At 40.1% G+C, this 16,504-nt stretch carries 12 protein-coding genes; 9 read left to right on the top strand and 3 right to left on the bottom strand.

What is annotated here, in order from left to right; translation table 11 throughout:
• Positions 1-276: 276 nt before the first annotated feature.
• Entirely contained in the window at positions 277-2,322 is a 2,046-nt protein-coding gene (locus DDZ16_RS16340; RefSeq protein ID WP_109265560.1) for a M13 family metallopeptidase, read from the bottom strand.
• A gap of 180 nt (positions 2,323-2,502) precedes the next feature.
• On the opposite strand from DDZ16_RS16340, the gene DDZ16_RS16335 reads away from it, so the two are divergent.
• Positions 2,503-5,655, top strand: a complete 3,153-nt coding sequence (locus DDZ16_RS16335; protein WP_109265565.1) for a glycoside hydrolase family 2 TIM barrel-domain containing protein — start codon at positions 2,503-2,505, stop codon at positions 5,653-5,655.
• Between the two features lie 227 nt (positions 5,656-5,882).
• On the top strand, positions 5,883-6,944 hold the full coding sequence (locus tag DDZ16_RS16330; protein WP_109265559.1) for a uroporphyrinogen decarboxylase family protein: 1,062 nt from the start codon (positions 5,883-5,885) through the stop codon (positions 6,942-6,944).
• A gap of 67 nt (positions 6,945-7,011) precedes the next feature.
• Here the strand turns inward: DDZ16_RS16330 and DDZ16_RS16325 are convergent, their stop codons facing one another.
• Together DDZ16_RS16325 and DDZ16_RS16320 are read right to left on the bottom strand one after the other, a co-directional pair.
• Positions 7,012-7,590 carry a hydrolase gene (locus DDZ16_RS16325; RefSeq protein WP_109265558.1) on the bottom strand — a complete coding sequence of 193 codons (579 nt, stop codon included), beginning with the start codon at positions 7,588-7,590 and terminating at the stop codon, positions 7,012-7,014.
• Positions 7,587-8,339, bottom strand: a complete 753-nt coding sequence (locus tag DDZ16_RS16320; protein ID WP_158275693.1) for an aminotransferase class IV — start codon at positions 8,337-8,339, stop codon at positions 7,587-7,589. Before DDZ16_RS16320 ends, DDZ16_RS16325 begins: the two co-directional genes overlap by 4 nt.
• 315 nt (positions 8,340-8,654) lie before the next feature.
• On the opposite strand from DDZ16_RS16320, the gene DDZ16_RS16315 reads away from it, so the two are divergent.
• From DDZ16_RS16315 to DDZ16_RS16285, 7 genes are all read left to right on the top strand, one after another.
• On the top strand, positions 8,655-8,912 hold the full coding sequence (locus tag DDZ16_RS16315) for an OadG family protein (RefSeq protein ID WP_109265556.1): 258 nt from the start codon (positions 8,655-8,657) through the stop codon (positions 8,910-8,912).
• Positions 8,913-8,928: 16 nt separating this feature from the next.
• Positions 8,929-10,821, top strand: coding sequence for a biotin/lipoyl-containing protein (locus DDZ16_RS16310; RefSeq protein WP_109265555.1), 1,893 nt, complete (start codon positions 8,929-8,931; stop codon positions 10,819-10,821).
• Between the two features lie 84 nt (positions 10,822-10,905).
• A complete protein-coding gene (locus DDZ16_RS16305; protein ID WP_109265554.1) occupies positions 10,906-12,117 on the top strand; it encodes a sodium ion-translocating decarboxylase subunit beta in 1,212 nt (403 codons plus the stop codon).
• A 275-nt stretch (positions 12,118-12,392) separates the two neighbouring features.
• Positions 12,393-13,346: a signal recognition particle-docking protein FtsY gene (gene ftsY, locus DDZ16_RS16300; RefSeq protein ID WP_109265553.1), complete on the top strand. Its 954-nt coding sequence runs from the start codon at positions 12,393-12,395 to the stop codon at positions 13,344-13,346.
• Positions 13,347-13,499: 153 nt separating this feature from the next.
• Complete coding sequence (gene rimO, locus DDZ16_RS16295; RefSeq protein ID WP_109265552.1) at positions 13,500-14,789, top strand: 30S ribosomal protein S12 methylthiotransferase RimO; 1,290 nt, start codon at positions 13,500-13,502, stop codon at positions 14,787-14,789.
• Positions 14,790-14,848: 59 nt separating this feature from the next.
• Positions 14,849-15,580 carry a lysophospholipid acyltransferase family protein gene (locus DDZ16_RS16290; RefSeq protein ID WP_109265551.1) on the top strand — a complete coding sequence of 244 codons (732 nt, stop codon included), beginning with the start codon at positions 14,849-14,851 and terminating at the stop codon, positions 15,578-15,580.
• 419 nt (positions 15,581-15,999) lie between these two features.
• Entirely contained in the window at positions 16,000-16,386 is a 387-nt protein-coding gene (locus tag DDZ16_RS16285; protein WP_109265550.1) for a septal ring lytic transglycosylase RlpA family protein, read from the top strand.
• The last annotated feature ends 118 nt before the right edge of the window (positions 16,387-16,504 follow it).

The following is a 16,504-nucleotide window of genomic DNA, read 5'->3' as shown; positions in this document are numbered from 1 at the left end:
GCCGCAAAAAGAATCAAAATTTCTTAACTTCGAAAGTTTCCAGCTTCTAACTTCTAACTTCCAGCCTCCAGCTTCCGGCTTCCGCGCGGCTGGGCTACTTTTATCTAAAAGTCTAACGATCTATTGTTAAATATGCCGCAAAAAGAATCAAAATCTCTTATAGTCGAAAGTTTACAGCCTCCAGCTTCCGCGCAGCTGGGTTACTTAAATCTAATATCTATCCCGAAAGCATCGGGACTAACGATCTATTGTGAAGATCTCTCAATCTTAATTTTTTTACCAGATAGAAGCTCTTTTTTCAGGATCCAAATACATTTCTCCCGATTCTTCAATATCAAAGGCTTCAACAAAGGTTTCCATGTTAGGAAGCGGGCCATTAACACGCCATTTGCCTAATGAATGAACATCCTCTTTGGTGCGGCGAAGAATTTCTTCGTTCCTGATGTTTTGAGCCCATACCCGTGCATAAGCCAGGAAGAAACGCTGATCATCGGTAAAGCCATCCAGTTTCTCAGGTTCAGGTTCACCTTCAAGGCTCATTTTGTAGGCCTGATAGGTAATATTCAGACCCCCCAAATCTGCAATGTTTTCACCAAGAGTGAGCTCTCCATCAGCTTTAACAGTGTCAAGAACAGTGAATTTGTCATAACGATCCACAAGAACCTGAGCTCTTTTGTCGAATTTCTCTGCATCTGAAGGTGACCACCAGTCATTCATGTTTCCATCTTTGTCAAACTGGCGCCCCTGGTCGTCAAATCCATGGGTCATCTCATGCCCAATGACCATCCCGATGGCACCATAGTTAACAGCATCGTCGCCATACGCATAGAAGAAAGGTGGCTGAAGAATGGCGGCAGGGAACACTATCTCATTAGCTAAAGGGTTGTAATAGGCATTCACGGTTTGTGGATACATGTGCCATTCATCTTCATCTACGGGTTTCCCAATTTTGTTAAGATCATAAACAAAATCGAGTCGATTGGAACGAAGTACATTTTCGGCATAACTATCGTTTGATACCTCAAGGTCGCTGTAATCTCTCCACTTGTCGGGATAACCAATCTTAACATTGATTGCTTTTAATTTTTTGTGAGCTTCCTCTTTTGTGCTGTCACTCATCCAATCTAATTGGTCAATTCGCCGGGCAAATGATTTTTTCAGATTCCCAACCAACTCAAGCATACGCTCTTTGGCTTCAGGAGGGAAGTATTTCTCTACATAAAGTTGACCTACTGCCTCACCTAAAGCACCGTTTGTGGTATTCAGAACGCGTTTCCAGCGTGGCTCCTTGCTTGGCTGCCCACTTAGGGTCTTTCCATACATCTCAAATGAAGCATCAACAAAACCATGTGGAAGGTAAGGAGCCATTCTTCTCAAAACGGTGGCATTTAAATAAGAATGCCATTGTTCCGGACTTACCTTTTTTGCCATGGCGGCCACATTAGCCATAAAATCAGGTTGTCCCACATTTATTTTACCCGGATCAGATAGGCCGACGGTATTAAAATAAAGGTTCCAATCAAAACCAGGGGCCATTTCTGCCAATCCTTCAATGTTGGTTGGATTATATGTTTTTTGAGGATTTCGGTTTTCTAACCGGGTGTTTGAGGCTTTGGCCATTCTTTTCTCCAACTCAAAAACTTCACTGGCAATCTCACCGGCCTTCTCTTTTGTTTCGCCCTTAAGGGTAAAAAGGGTGGTGAGATATTTTTTATAAGCTGTTCGGAGGTTTTCTCCACGTTCGCTATCATCGAAATAATAATCCCTGTCTGGCAGGCCAAGACCTCCCTGATAGAAATTGGTGATGACCATCTCACTGTTCTTTTTATCAGGAGAGCTGTAGAGGTAGAAAAACGGGGCAATTTGCTGCTTGTGCAACTCCGCCGTAACCTTTACCAGCGATTTTGGATCTTTCACCTGTGCAATCAATTGAAATTGATCTTTAAGCGGAGCAAGTCCGGCCTTTTCAATGGCCATTGAATCCATTCCTGTTGCGAAAAAATCTCCAATTTGCTGGGCAACACTTCCATCTTTGGCTTCCATCTCAGAAGCTTCTTCAATAATGGTGCGCACTTTTTCACGATTCTCTTCAGCCAGCATATCAAAAGCACCATATCGGCTTTTGTCATCTGGTAAAGGATGATTTTCAATCCACCCGCCGTTGGCGTATTGATAAAAATTTTCACCAGGAGATACAGTTGTGTCCATATTCTCGGGTGAAAAAACAGCTCGCCGGTTTTCTTTCCCGGGGCCTTTTGTACTGCATGCCGACAAGGCAAGGATGCCTGTTGCAGCAAAAATAAACGGTTTAAAAAATTTCATTTGGTGTTGTTTTTTGAAAGTAATTAGGGTTTAAAAATAGAATAAATGGTCTTTTTAGCCAATTATTGAATGTTTTTATTTGTAGTCAAATACTGTTTGAATACCTTTGGTATCAATAATATCCCAATTTCTTGCCTGCATGTATTGAATGTTGTTGTATTTTATTTCAAATTTTTAAGAATGAAGTATTTGATCCCCTTCCTTGTTTTATTTAGTCTGATAATGCAAAGCTGTACCAGGTATAAAGATTATGAGGGTGTTCCGTATGAAGAGAAATCGCCCCGAGATTGGGAAAACCCAATGGTTAACTCGATAAACAGGGAGCAACCCAGGGCATGGTATGTGCCTTTTTTGAATATGGAAAAAGCTAGAGGAGACAGCGTATGGAGCTCTTCATTGGTGAAATCCCTTAACGGCAAATGGTTGTTTCATTTGTCGGAGAATCCGGATGGGAGACCCTATTACTTTTTTAAGAACGATTTTGATACCAGAGATTGGGGAACCATTAATGTACCATCCAATTGGGAAATGGAAGGTTACGATTATCCCATTTACACTAATGTTCAATATCCTCATGCCAAAACTCCACCTGAGATTCAGGATCATTACAATCCTGTTGGGTCTTATAAAAGAACTTTTACTGTCCCCGATGAATGGAAGGGGAAAGAGATTTTCCTTCATTTCGGGGCAGTAAGTTCCGCCATGTATGTTTGGGTAAACGAAGAAAAAGTAGGATACAGCCAGGATAGTAAAACACCTGCTGAATTTAATATTACTTCTTACTTGAAACCGGGGAAAAACACTGTGGCTGTTGAAGTTTACAAATGGAGTGATGGAAGTTACCTTGAGGACCAGGATTTTTGGAGGCTTGGCGGAATTACACGCAGTGTTTTTCTGATGGCCCGGAACCAGCAGCATGTTAGAGATTTTAAAGTGATTGCCGATCTTACAAAAAATATGAAAGCCGGATTGTTTTCATTAGAAGTGGATGTTGTTAAAGTATCAGTAGACAACCCGGTTGTAGTTGAAGCCAATTTATTATACAAGGGAAAAATTGTTGATAGTTTTATTGATGCAGTGGTGGATAGCCCGGTGAAATGGACTTCAACAGTTTCTTCAGTGAAAAGGTGGTCTGCAGAAACCCCTGATCTTTACAAACTTCAAATCGTACTGAGGAATGAGGACAATAATATTTTGGAAGTGCTTTCTCAGGATGTTGGGTTCAGGAATGTGAAAATTGATGGCAATCAGCTGTTTGTTAATGGCGAATATGTTTATTTGAAAGGAGTCAATCTTCATGAGCATCATCCCGCTACGGGCCATGTTGTAGATGAGGCAACCATGTTGAAAGACATTAAGTTGATGAAGAGTCATAATATTAATGCTGTTCGGACCTCTCATTATCCACAGCCCGAGCGGTTTTATGAACTCTGTAATAAATATGGTCTTTATGTCATTGATGAGGCCAACATTGAGTCGCATGGTATGGGGTATGGTGAAGAGTCTCTGGCTAAGGATGGAAATTGGAAGGAAGCACATTTGTTTAGGACCAGGAATATGTTTGAAAGAGATAAAAACCAACCCAGTATAATTATTTGGTCTCTTGGAAATGAAGCGGGTGATGGAATTAATTTTAATGCTACTTACGACTATCTTAAATCCGCTGATGATACCCGTCCGGTACAATATGAGCAGGCTCATGGCGGAAGGAATACAGATATTTTTGCGCCTATGTATGCCCAAATCGAACACATGGAGCACTATGCCCGTGAGGATGGCAGTAAACCTTTAATTCAGTGTGAATATGCCCATGCAATGGGCAATAGTGTTGGTAATCTTCAGGATTATTGGGATTTAATTGAAGATAAAGACCTTATGCAGGGAGGTTTTATTTGGGACTGGGTAGACCAGGGATTACTCACAACGAACAAAAAGGGAGAAGAATTTTTTGCCTATGGAGGAGATTTTGGACCTGACACGGTTCCCTCAGATGGGAATTTTTGTCTGAACGGACTCGTTGATCCGGATCGAAAGCCCCAACCGGCTCTCGAAGAAGTCAAAAAAGTTTATCAGCATCTGAAATTTAAACCTGTAAACCTTAACATTGGGCTTATTAGCATTGAAAACCAATATTCTTTTATAGATACTGAAAAGTTTGATTTTGAGTGGGTGATAAAATCTGAAGGAGATACCATAAAAACCGGGAAATGGGAAGCCGTTTCATTAGCTCCCGGAGAATCAAATGTCTATCAGGTTGAAATAGACTTTGCACCAGAGGAGAACAAGGAATATTTCTTTAACATTTATGCCCGCTTAAAAACTGAATGGGGAATTCTTAAACAAGGTACCGCTGTGGCCAAAGAGCAATTTAAATTGCCTTTTTCAAGCCGGGAGCCGGAAGAGTATCAATCCAGCAAAGAAATTGAGTATGCCCGTACACCGGATGGAGCTATTGGAGTATTTTCAGGTGACGGTTTTGAAATAAACTTTGATTTGACAAAAGGCATCATGACCAGTTACTCATACCAGGGGAAAGAACTATTAATTCGGGGTCCTGAACCTTCTTACTGGCGAGCTCCAACCGATAATGACTTTGGTAATGGATTACCTGGCAGGTCGGGTATGTGGAGAAATACTTCAAAATATTGTGAATTATCCGATTTTGACGTAAAACATCTTCTCCCCGGAAAATTACTGACTTTTACCTATGATCTCCGGGATAGTACAACCAACATCATAGGAGAAGCTGTTGTGGAATATAAAATCCATGGGGATGGTCAAATTGAGGTGACTCATCATTTCAAAATGGAGGATGATCTTCCTGAAATTCCAAGAATGGGAATGACTTTGGTTATGCCACGGGAGTTTGATCAAATGAAATGGTATGGACGTGGTCCTCAGGAGTCTTATCAGGACAGGAAAAGTGCTGCGTTTGTAGACGTTTATGCCGGAAGTGTTTCTGACCAATATTGGCCATATCTTCGCCCCCAGGAGAATGGGAACAAAACAGATGTCAGATGGATGAGCATTACCAATAAAGAAGGTGATGGTTTACTGTTTAAGGGACACCAGCTTCTTGAAGTGTCTGCCCATCATAATATTCTTGAAGATTTTGAGTCACCAATGGATGGGGAAGGCCGTAAGATTAATCATCCCGATGAGCATAGGCATACAACCGATGTAAAACCAAGAGATCTTACATCAGTTGATATAGATATGAAGCAAATGGGCCTGGGAGGAGATAATAGCTGGGGGGCCTGGACGCATGAACAATACAGATTGACTCAAAAGGAGTACACTTATAGTTATACTATTCAACCAGTGGGCTTTTAGTCTGCTTAAAATTCCTGATTTTGTGGTTTTAGAATGCGTTAAGACTTGACGAAAGCTCCATTTTTTAGCAACTTACATTTATTGTTTTTTATTTTTAACAATATTTACATAAGAAGTCAAGTTCTTTAATGGATTTTGATGGATTCTAACATTTTTATTTACCTTGCACTGTTTTTTGGCTTAAAAAACAATAAATGATAATTGAATGAGACCTAAAAGTATCATTTATGAACCACAAAGAGCGTGTATTAAAGGCGTTAAATCATGAAGAACCCGACCGGGTACCTTTTTTTTATTGGGCCGTGCCCGAGTTTACCGAAAAAATGGTTAAACAGTTGGGATTTTCTGATAAAGATCAGATGCTTGAGCATCTGGATATTGATTTTAGATGGGTTGAACCTTATTATAAAGGTCCCGGTTTAATCAATATAAAGAAAGGACACAAAAAAGATATTTGGGGCGTGGAGTACGATTTGGTAGGACATGGTGACCTCAAATATTGGGAAGCAACCAAATTTCCTTTGCAGGGCATTTCTGATATCAGCTATTTGGAAGACTATCCCTGGCCTACTACCGATCTATTTGACTTCGATTCTCTGGACCAGCAATGTGAAATGTATAAGGATTATGCCATAATGACTGCCCCGGGTTATTCCTCTCCGGGGCTTTTTAGGATTATTCAACGACTCATTGGACGTGATTCCTTTTTGGATGTAATGGTTTATAATCCCCGTTTTTTTAAAGTTTTGGTGGATAAAGTCACCGGGTTTTATGTGGATTTTATTGAAAAGTTTTTTGCTGTTACAGGTGATCGGGTTGATTTAATCAGGATTGCAGACGATTTTGGCGCTCAAAGTGGTTTAATTATCAGTAAAGATGCCTGGAATGATTACTGCAGGCCGGCCATTGAGAAATTCGTTGAAATACCTCGCAAACTTGGTGTTAAGTTTTATATGCATAGTTGTGGTGGTGTAAGGAAGCTGGTTCCTGAGTTTATCTCACTTGGAGCCGATGTTCTGGATCCTATACAAACAAGGGCCCAGGGAATGTCTCCCGATGGGCTGAAAAAGGATTTTGGACAAATGATTACCTTTTCAGGTGCCTTGGATGAAGAATTGCTGTTGAGAAAAGCTAAGCCTGATGAAGTCAAAGAAGGGGTTAGAGAACTTTTGGAAGTAATGACCCCGGGTGGTGGGTTTATTCTTGGACCATCGCATAAATTAAAAGTGGAAACTCCAGTTCAAAATGTTTTGGCTATGTATGAGGCAGTAAAGGAATTTTCGAAATAGTGCTTAAGGGAGAGTAAAAAAAACACAGACATGGTTTGAATCTTGCCTGTGTTTTTTTATAATATATTCATTCCTTAAGTGATTGCCCATTAAGACCCAATTCCGGTGCAACTTTTTTCATAGCTTCTATCGTCTCCTCAACGAGGTTTCTGATTTCCACGTCCAGCATTTCTGCGCCTTTAAGAATGATATTTCGGTCTACCCCGGCAGCAAAGCGCTTGTCTTTCCATTTCTTCATGACAGACTTTACTTTGAGTTCATGGAGGTTTTTGTCCGGTCTGACAAGAACAGATGTAACAATTAAACCTGTTAATTCATCAGTGGCATAAAGGACTTTTTCCATGACATGCTCTGGCTTTGTGTCACTGCAAATGCCCCATCCATGGCTTACAATAGCACGAATGTAATCTTCAGGCCATCCTTCTTCTTCCATTATTTTCCGGGTCATTGTACAATGCTGATCGGGATATTTCTCATAATCCAGATCATGAATCAATCCTATGATTCCCCATTTTCCAGGGTCTTCATTATGTTTTGCCGCAAAATACTCCATTACGCCTTTAACGGCAATGGCATGCTTTTGGAGGCTTTCGCTTTGATTGTAGCGCTTAAATAAATCCAGAGCTTTTTCGTAGGTTGGTGTCATTTTTTGTTTTCCTTTATGTAGTTTGAGATTTTTTCTTTCAATTTACTGATTAATAATTGAAGAACTTCATTGTTTGGGTCAAACTTTAAATGATCAATCTCTCTTATTGGTAAAATTCTTGGAGAAGTGCCTGTTATGAAAGCACCATCCATCATTGGTAATTCCTTTTTAGCATCCAGACACTTGTAATCGATAGGAATAGCCAGTTCTTTTGCCAATTCAATCGTTTTTTTTCTTACAACTCCCGGTAAAACACAATCATCAGGAGCAGTTATGAGTTTTTTATCTTTAATGAAAAACACATTACTTCTACTGCCTTCTGTTATTCTCCCATCACGATTTACAAGAATAACTTCAAAAAGATGATTGTTGCTTATTCGTTCATCTGCCTGATTTCTGAGCTCAGTATTGGCAATCTTGGTTTCTGGGTGAATGCGTTCAGCATGCATTAGTGAGCATTCAATGCCTGATTGATACAGGTGAGTAGGAGGATAAGAAGGTTTAATAGATTGGCCTCTAAACTCTTTTACATCCAGCTGAGTTTCATCAAAATAGAAAGATAGCCGGAAGTTTCCCTCAGCAATTGAATCGTGAGAAATATAATTATAAATGTATTTTTTAATTTTTAGTGGATTAATATTGAGGTTGATGTTCGATTTTTGAGCGCCTCGGAAGAGCCTGTTTAGGTGGTCCTCCAGGAAAAGAGGGACTCCTTCCTCGATTCGGAAAATTTCATACAACTCTTTCAAGTTACAGTTTGTTATTGGTTTATGACAAATTTACAATTTTAGGATCAAATACCATGTTTTTTGACTTATTTTAGATATCGATGATTCATCAATAAAATAGTTGGTTAATGATTAAAGAAAAATGGCGTTAAAGACACTTGTCTTTAACAAATCAGTTTAATTAAAATGAAATCAGGTAGATAACGGGGGTTGATTCGTTGTTTGCAGGGGGCGTTTGGCTGCTTGTGTTAATAATTTAAAAATATTCATGTAATATTGTGATACTTCAATCAAAAAGGTTGTTATTAAATTATAGAATGAAAACGAAATTGTAAGATGGAGGAGGGATTTAATCAGGCATTGATACTTTTAGGGGTGGGGATGCTTACTGTTTTTTCAGTTTTATTATTTGTGGTTTTAATTGGTAACGGCATCATTTTTTTTACCAACCGGTTTTTCCCGGAATTTGAAACTACCAATAATAAGCACAATGGTAATAGCGATATTGATTCCACCAAAATGGCGGCCATAGTAGCTGCTGTTAAAAAGGTATCAGGGGGTAAAGGAAGAATAGTAAAAATAAATCGAAAATAATCTGGGGATAGTCGTTATGGGAAGAAAGATCGGGTTTTCACTTTTATATAGAGATATGTGGCAGTCTGCAGGAAAGTTTGTTCCGCGCAGAGATCAATTAGAGAGAGTTGCTTCGGCAATAATTGAAATGGGCTGTTTTGACAGGGTTGAAACCAATGGCGGTGGCTTTGAGCAGATCAACCTTTTGTTCGGAGAGAACCCCAATAAAGCTGTCAGAGCATGGACTCAACCTTTTAATGAGGCGGGCATTCAAACCCATATGCTTGAAAGGGCTCTTAACGGCATTAGAATGTCTCCTGTGCCGGCGGATGTGCGAAAGTTGATGTTCAAGGTTAAGAAGAAGCAAGGAACAGACATTGCCCGTTCTTTTGACGGACTGAATGATCCCCGGAATATTATTGACTCCATCAAATATGCCAAAGAGGGCGGTATGATCGCTCAGGCAGCGATGAGTCTGACTTATTCCGAAATTCATACAGTCGAATATTATGTAGATCTTGCTGAACAGTTAATTAAAGCTGGAGCCGACGAAATATGCCTGAAAGATATGGCCGGAATCGCCCGGCCAGCCTGGCTTGGGAAAATTGTTAAAGGTATCCGGGAGAACCATCAGGATATTCCACTCCAATATCATGGGCACTCTGGCCCGGGGTTCTCTGTTGCTACACTTTTAGAAGCGGCCAGGGCGGGTGTTGATTACGTGGACGTTGCAATGGAGCCTCTTTCGTGGGGGACTGGTCATGCAGATTTGCTGACGATACATGCTATGTTGAAAGATGATGGCTTTAATGTTCCCGATATCAATATGAAAGCTTATATGAAGGTAAGAAAACTTACTCAGGAGTTTATTGATGACTTTTTGGGACATTACATTAATCCCAAGAACCGGCAGATGAATTCCCTTCTTATAGGCCCCGGTTTGCCTGGTGGCATGATGGGCAGTTTGATGGCCGATCTGGATGCCAATCTGACCAGTTTGAATAAGTGGAAGGTTAAGAGGGATGAGCCTGAATTGTCTCAGGATGAGTTGCTTATTAAGCTTTTTGAAGAAGTAGAATACATTTGGCCAAAACTGGGTTATCCGCCACTGGTTACGCCTTTTAGTCAGTATGTTAAGAATCTGGCCCTGATGAATATTCTGCAAATGGAAAAGGGCAGAGAAAGGTGGAGTATGATTGCAGACAATATCTGGGATATGATATTAGGGAAAAGCGGCCAGGTTCCTGGTAAATTGGCTCCCGAAATTATAGAACTGGCTGAAAAAGAAGGGAAGGAATTCTTTACCGGACATCCCCAGGAGCCTTATCCAGATGCTCTTGATAGCTTCAGGAAAGAAATGGATGAAAATGGTTGGGACTATGGTGAAGATGACGAAGAGCTTATGGAGCTTGCCATGCATCCCGAGCAATACAGAAATTACAAGTCGGGCAAAGCAAAGGCAGCCTTTGAAGCGGATTTGCAGGAGAAACGCAATGCTCAAAAATCCTTGGATGCTGCCGGGATAGAGGATGAAACATCGGACAATTGTGGATGTGCATCTTCGAAAATGAATATTAATGTTAATGGTGAGGATTTTGAAGTCACTGTTTTTTGTGATGGAGAAGAGGATGGTACACGTTTTTCTGAAACAAATTCCTCCAACTCTGAGTCACCGAATGGAAACGGGTTAAATGGCAAAGGAGAGCCTGTTGTATCTCCTTTAGAAGGTAAGTTTTATTTTACTAAAGAAGCTGGTGAAAAGCCAATTAAAGAAGGAGATAGGATTAAAGAGGGCGATATAGTTGGTTACATTGAGGCCATGAAAACCTATAATGCCGTGCGGTTTGATAAGGAAGGTGTTGTAAAGAAAATTTTGAAAGAAAATGGCAGTGATGTTGAAGAAGATGATGAATTGGTTGTCGTTCTTTGATTTCCTGTGACAATTAATCTTTTCCCTGTCTTTGTCTGGATGGGGAAATTTTTTAATCCCCAAATCTATTGACTCTTTTGCTTAATGGAAGTTTTTAAACAATTGTACGATATGACAGCCCTGGGGCCTATTGGCGATAACCCCGGGGTGCTTCTTATGATAGTTATTGGCGCTTTGCTTTTATATCTTGGTATTGTAAAAAAATACGAACCTTTGCTTTTAGTGCCCATTGGCTTTGGCGTCATTTTAGCCAATCTTCCCGGAGGCAACATGGGAGTGGTTGCAGCTGAAATGGTGGAATTACCCGATCACAGGTACCTGAATTTGTTTGAAATTGCCAGTGAATACGGGATCATGAATTTCATCTATTATTCCCTGATAAAAACCGGATTTTTGCCACCCATCATTTTTATGGGGGTAGGGGCCCTGACTGATTTTGGGCCCATGTTGAGAAATTTAAGACTGGCTTTTTTCGGTGCTGCTGCTCAAATAGGAATATTCGGGGTGTTTTTTGGGGCCATGGCACTCGGATTCACACCCAAAGAAGCGGGATCGCTGGGGATAATAGGGGGAGCAGACGGGCCTACCGCCATTTATACAACCATTATGTTGGCGCCTCACCTTCTGGGACCTATTGCCATTGCTGCCTATTCGTATATGGCGCTGGTGCCTGTTATTGTTCCACTGGTAGCCAACAGGTTTATTAGCAAGAAAGAATTCGGGATACATATGAAGAAACAGGACAAGCTGTATCCTCCAAAGTATAAGATAAAAAATATTAAAGCCGTAAAGATCATTTTTCCCATTGTTTTAGGGGTGGTCGTGGCAATTTTGGTGCCTTCATCAGTCCCTCTTTTAGGGATGTTATTGTTTGGAAATCTTATAAAAGAAATCGGAACTGCGACTCAGCGCTTGTCAGATGCCGCCACCGGACCGATTATGAATACAGCAACCATATTTCTTGGGCTTTCTGTTGGTGCAACCATGACCGCCGAAGTTTTTCTTGACTTAAAAACATTGGGGATAATTGTTGGGGGATTTCTGGCTTTTGCCATCTCCATAGCTGGTGGCATTACAGCCGTAAAGGTTTATAATTTATTTTCAAAGAAAAAGATCAATCCGCTTATTGGGGCTACAGGCTTAAGTGCAGTGCCAATGGCTTCAAGGGTTGCCAATGAATTGGGGTTAAAACATGATGGTAGCAATCATCTTCTTCAATATTGCATGGCCTCAAATATCTCAGGGGTTATTGGATCAGCTGTTGCTGCCGGGGTTCTTATCTCGCTTTTAGGATAGTTGGGAACCGTCAAAAATTATTGCTCTTATGCAAAAATACAATTAACCGAAAAAGTTGGATTTGTATTTTTTATCGGTGGGGTGCTCTTGAATTGAGTTAAGTTGTTGTTTTATTGGTGTTTGTATTTCAGAGTGTTGTGCTTTCTTGTTGATGGAATTTGCACGAAGGTTCTGTTTATAAATATCGAAACTATTGATTATCTTTGGCCTTTCTAAATAAAACGGCATAAAAAGGAGGAATTATCCTTCAGCCAAATTGAATCTAATATATTATCATGGGATTATTCGGTGGTTTTAATAAGGCCAAAAAAGAAAACCTGGATAAAGGTCTGGCCAAAACAAAAGAAAGTGTCTTTAAGAAAATGACCAGGGCTGTGGTTGGTAAAACCAAGGTGGACGATGATGTCCTTGACAGCCTTGAAGAAGTTCTTATTACCTCAGACGTTGGTGTGGATACCACCATCCGCATTATTGAAAGGATTGAAGAGCGTGTTGCCCGCGATCGTTATGTCAATACCAGTGAATTAAATGTCATTCTCAGAGAAGAAATCGCTGCATTGTTGGCAGAGAATGAAGATAATCAGGTGGGTGATTTTGAGCTTCCGAAAGACAAAAAGCCATATGTTATTATGGTAGTTGGTGTTAACGGAGTTGGAAAAACTACCACAATCGGAAAACTGGCCCATAAATTTAAGGCTGCAGGCAAAAAAGTTGTTCTTGGAGCTGCCGATACTTTTCGCGCGGCAGCAATTGAGCAGCTTGAGATTTGGGCAGAGCGAGTTGATGTACCATTGGTGAAACAAAAGATGGGGTCCGATCCCGCTTCGGTGGCATATGATACACTTTCTTCAGCTATCTCTAAAGATGCCGATGTGGTAATTGTTGATACTGCAGGAAGGTTACACAATAAGGTTAACCTGATGAACGAGCTTACCAAGGTGAAAAATGTAATGCAGAAGCTTGTTCCGGATGCGCCTCATGAAATTCTTCTTATTTTGGATGGATCCACTGGACAGAATGCTTTTGAGCAAGCCAAACAATTTACAAAAGCAACTGAGGTGTCATCAATGGCTATTACTAAACTTGATGGTACCGCCAAGGGAGGGGTGGTGATTGGTGTTTCTGATCAATTAAAGGTCCCTGTAAAATATATTGGCATTGGTGAGGGCATTGAAGATCTTCAGGTTTTCAATCGTGAAGAGTTTGTAGATTCCCTTTTCGGCGAATAATGAAACTTCGGCAGGTCGGTATCATATACCAACTATCAATTTGACGGCAATAAATAAAATAGATTATTGAGAGAACAGACAAAGGTGCTTTTAAAGAGAATACTTTACATCTTAAATCTTTCATCTTGAAATCTTTCAATCTAATTTGTAGTAATGAGGCGAGTGGATGTTATAACACTGGGGTGTTCTAAAAACCTGGTGGATTCAGAATTTTTGATCAGACAATTTGAGGCAGGAGGATTTAGCGTAGAACATGACTCAGCCGATCCTAAAGGAGAAATCGTTATTATCAATACTTGTGGTTTCATAGGAGATGCCAAAGAAGAAAGTATTGATACCATTCTTGATTTTGCCGAAGCTAAAAAAGACGGACGCATCAATAAGTTGTATGTAATGGGCTGTTTATCTGAGCGCTATTTGGAACAACTTGGCAATGAGATGCCAGAAGTGGATAAGTTCTACGGAAAGTTTGACTGGAAAGGCTTAATTTCAGACTTAGGAAGTACATACAGGCCTGATTTGGTGAATGAACGGTCACTCACTACTCCCGCACATTATGCTTATCTCAAAGTTTCTGAAGGTTGTAATAGAAAGTGTTCTTACTGTGCAATTCCCATAATAACGGGCGCTCATACTTCCAAACCCATAGAGGAACTGGTTGCCGAAGCCAGAGCGCTGGCAGCTAAGGGTGTTAAGGAGTTGCAGGTAATAGCTCAGGATCTTTCATATTACGGAGTTGATTTGTACAAAAAGCAAATGCTCGCCCCTCTTGTTGAGCAACTAGCCGAAATAGAAGGAATCGAGTGGGTCAGACTACATTATGCTTATCCGGCAGGTTTCCCAATGGATGTAATGGATGTGATCGCAAACAATTCTAAAGTTTGTGCTTATATGGATATTGCTCTTCAACATATTTCAGACAATATGCTGAATAAAATGCGCCGCCATGTTTCCAGCGAAGATACCATTAAACTGATCAAAGAGATGCGTGAAAAAGTGCCCGGAATTCATTTGCGCACTACCATGATAACAGGTCACCCGGGAGAAACAGAAGAGGATTTTAAAGAGTTGATGGATTTTGTGGCTTCTGCCAAATTCGAGCGTCTCGGTGTTTTTCCATATTCACATGAAGAGGATACTTTTGCCTGGAAAAATTATGAGGACGATATTCCTCAAGAGGTTAAGCAGGAACGTGCTAACCAAATAATGGAAATTCAGCAGGAGATTTCGCGCGAACTCAATGAAGGCAAAATCGGAAAGACCCTCAAGGTTATTATTGACCGTAAAGAGAAAGATTATTATGTGGGCCGCAGCGAATTTGATTCTCCGGAAGTGGATCCTGAAGTTTTGATCTCTTCAAACAAAGAGCTTCATATAGGCCATTTTTACAATGTTAAAATCACTGATGCTGAAGATTACGATCTTTATGCCTTCGAGGACTAAATTCCTCATTTCATAAATCTTGTTAGTTTTTAATTTTACCAGAATAAGCTTCAATACTCATGAATAACATTTTAGGGTACATTTTTTCTCCCATTTTCCATTTATACACATTTTTTCTTATCGTGTTCTTTTACCCGGTTCAGGTTGTAGCACTACATGTTTTTGGTGAGCATGCACGCCGCAGATCGGTTGATTTGTTGAATTGGTTATTAGTGAGAAGCTTGTATATTATGGGTGCAAGTGTTCGCTTTGAAGGGCTTGAGAAATTGCCAAAAGACAGGCCTGTTGTTATTGTTTCCAATCACCAAAGTATGTATGATATTCCTGCAGTTGGGTGGGCATTTCGAAAATATTATCCTAAATTTATTTCAAAAATTGAATTATCACGCAATCTGTTTAGCATTTCATATAATTTGAAGCATGGGAAATCGGCCTTGATAGACAGGAGAAATGGATCGCAGGCTGTTAAGGAAATTTTTAAACTGGGGCGATTGATTGAGAAGAACAATTATGCTGCCTGTATATTCCCCGAAGGAACACGAAGTGTAACTGGTCATGTTAAGCCTTTTAAAACAGCAGGTATTCAAACTATTTTGAGAGCTGCACCTTCAAGTGTTGTTGTACCATTTGCAATAAGCGGACATAGCCGTCTCATGAAAAAGGGGAATTTCCCTCTGCAATTTGGGCAAAAAATCACATATACTGTACTCAACCCGGTGGAACCTAAAAATTATACAACCGAGGAAATCGTGGCGTTGTTACAGGATGAGATTGAAAAATCACTTAACTAGTGTGACAATTACTAAATTCATACACTAATTTCAGGCGCTTTTTTCCTTTCTGCTTCGTTGGGGCTTTTAACCATAGCTAAGGCTATGCTTAGCAAACCCCGCCTTGCATAAAGAAAAAAATCACATAAAATTCAAGTAAACCAATTTAATAAATATCACACTAGGAGCTGCAGAACAAGTCAAAAGGTCAGAATTTTCAAGCCGCCCAATCGAAGGCTTATTCAAATACTTTGAGATTGAGGAGGTGTGGTAAATTTTGTTCTTTTGATTAGCCATTTTTATCAAGTACAAAGAAATTCGAGTATATTGTGAAATAACCTTACACTTAAGTATTTGTTGAGATGGCTTAAAGTTTTAACAGCTAGTAAAATAAGCGTTTTTCAGTGCTCCCTGACTAGTTAAATTTTATTAGAGTATACATGAAGCTTTCTAAAAGACAATTGACTATTATGCTGTTACTGGTGATGGCTTTGGTCCTTTTCTTTCAGGATGGTGAACCACCTTATACTGAAACAGGAGCAGCCTCGTATTATGCATCCTCCTTGGAGGGAAATCTTACCTCCGGCGGAGAGATTTATAAGCAGGATAGCTTGACAGCTGCTCATCGTACTTTGCCTTTTGGAACATTTTTGAAAGTTGAGAATATTGAAAACGGCAACACGGTTGTTGTTAAAGTGAACGACCGGGGTCCCTATGCTGATGACAGAATTTTAGATCTGTCCAGAGCTGCTTTTAAGCAGATTGCTCCACTAAGTGTAGGTGTTATTGAAGTGCGGATAGAAGAAGTTGATTCACCTAAACCATAAAACAGCACTTGCCTTTTGTTGGTTTTCTAATTTTACTTTTACATCTTTAAATAAGAAACTCCTATTAACACTATTGGGGGTTCATTCTGCTTTGGTGCCAATTATTATCTTTAATAAG

The organism is Marinilabilia rubra (assembly GCF_003121985.1).
GTDB classification, from domain to species: domain Bacteria; phylum Bacteroidota; class Bacteroidia; order Bacteroidales; family Marinilabiliaceae; genus Marinilabilia; species Marinilabilia rubra.
Note: the sequence above shows the minus strand (reverse complement) of the source record. Positions and strands in the feature narration are given on the sequence as shown.

What these genes read in the sequence shown, in the direction of transcription:
- DDZ16_RS16305 (WP_109265554.1), top strand. Translation starts at nt 10,906, where the DNA reads ATGGAAGTTTTTAAACAATTGTACGATATGACAGCCCTGGGGCCTATT.
- DDZ16_RS16330 (WP_109265559.1), top strand. Translation starts at nt 5,883, where the DNA reads ATGAACCACAAAGAGCGTGTATTAAAGGCGTTAAATCATGAAGAACCC.
- rimO (WP_109265552.1), top strand. Translation starts at nt 13,500, where the DNA reads ATGAGGCGAGTGGATGTTATAACACTGGGGTGTTCTAAAAACCTGGTG.
- DDZ16_RS16290 (WP_109265551.1), top strand. Translation starts at nt 14,849, where the DNA reads ATGAATAACATTTTAGGGTACATTTTTTCTCCCATTTTCCATTTATAC.
- DDZ16_RS16325 (WP_109265558.1), bottom strand. Translation starts at nt 7,590, where the DNA reads ATGACACCAACCTACGAAAAAGCTCTGGATTTATTTAAGCGCTACAAT.
- DDZ16_RS16335 (WP_109265565.1), top strand. Translation starts at nt 2,503, where the DNA reads ATGAAGTATTTGATCCCCTTCCTTGTTTTATTTAGTCTGATAATGCAA.
- DDZ16_RS16310 (WP_109265555.1), top strand. Translation starts at nt 8,929, where the DNA reads ATGGGAAGAAAGATCGGGTTTTCACTTTTATATAGAGATATGTGGCAG.
- ftsY (WP_109265553.1), top strand. Translation starts at nt 12,393, where the DNA reads ATGGGATTATTCGGTGGTTTTAATAAGGCCAAAAAAGAAAACCTGGAT.
- DDZ16_RS16340 (WP_109265560.1), bottom strand. Translation starts at nt 2,322, where the DNA reads ATGAAATTTTTTAAACCGTTTATTTTTGCTGCAACAGGCATCCTTGCC.
- DDZ16_RS16315 (WP_109265556.1), top strand. Translation starts at nt 8,655, where the DNA reads ATGGAGGAGGGATTTAATCAGGCATTGATACTTTTAGGGGTGGGGATG.
- DDZ16_RS16285 (WP_109265550.1), top strand. Translation starts at nt 16,000, where the DNA reads ATGAAGCTTTCTAAAAGACAATTGACTATTATGCTGTTACTGGTGATG.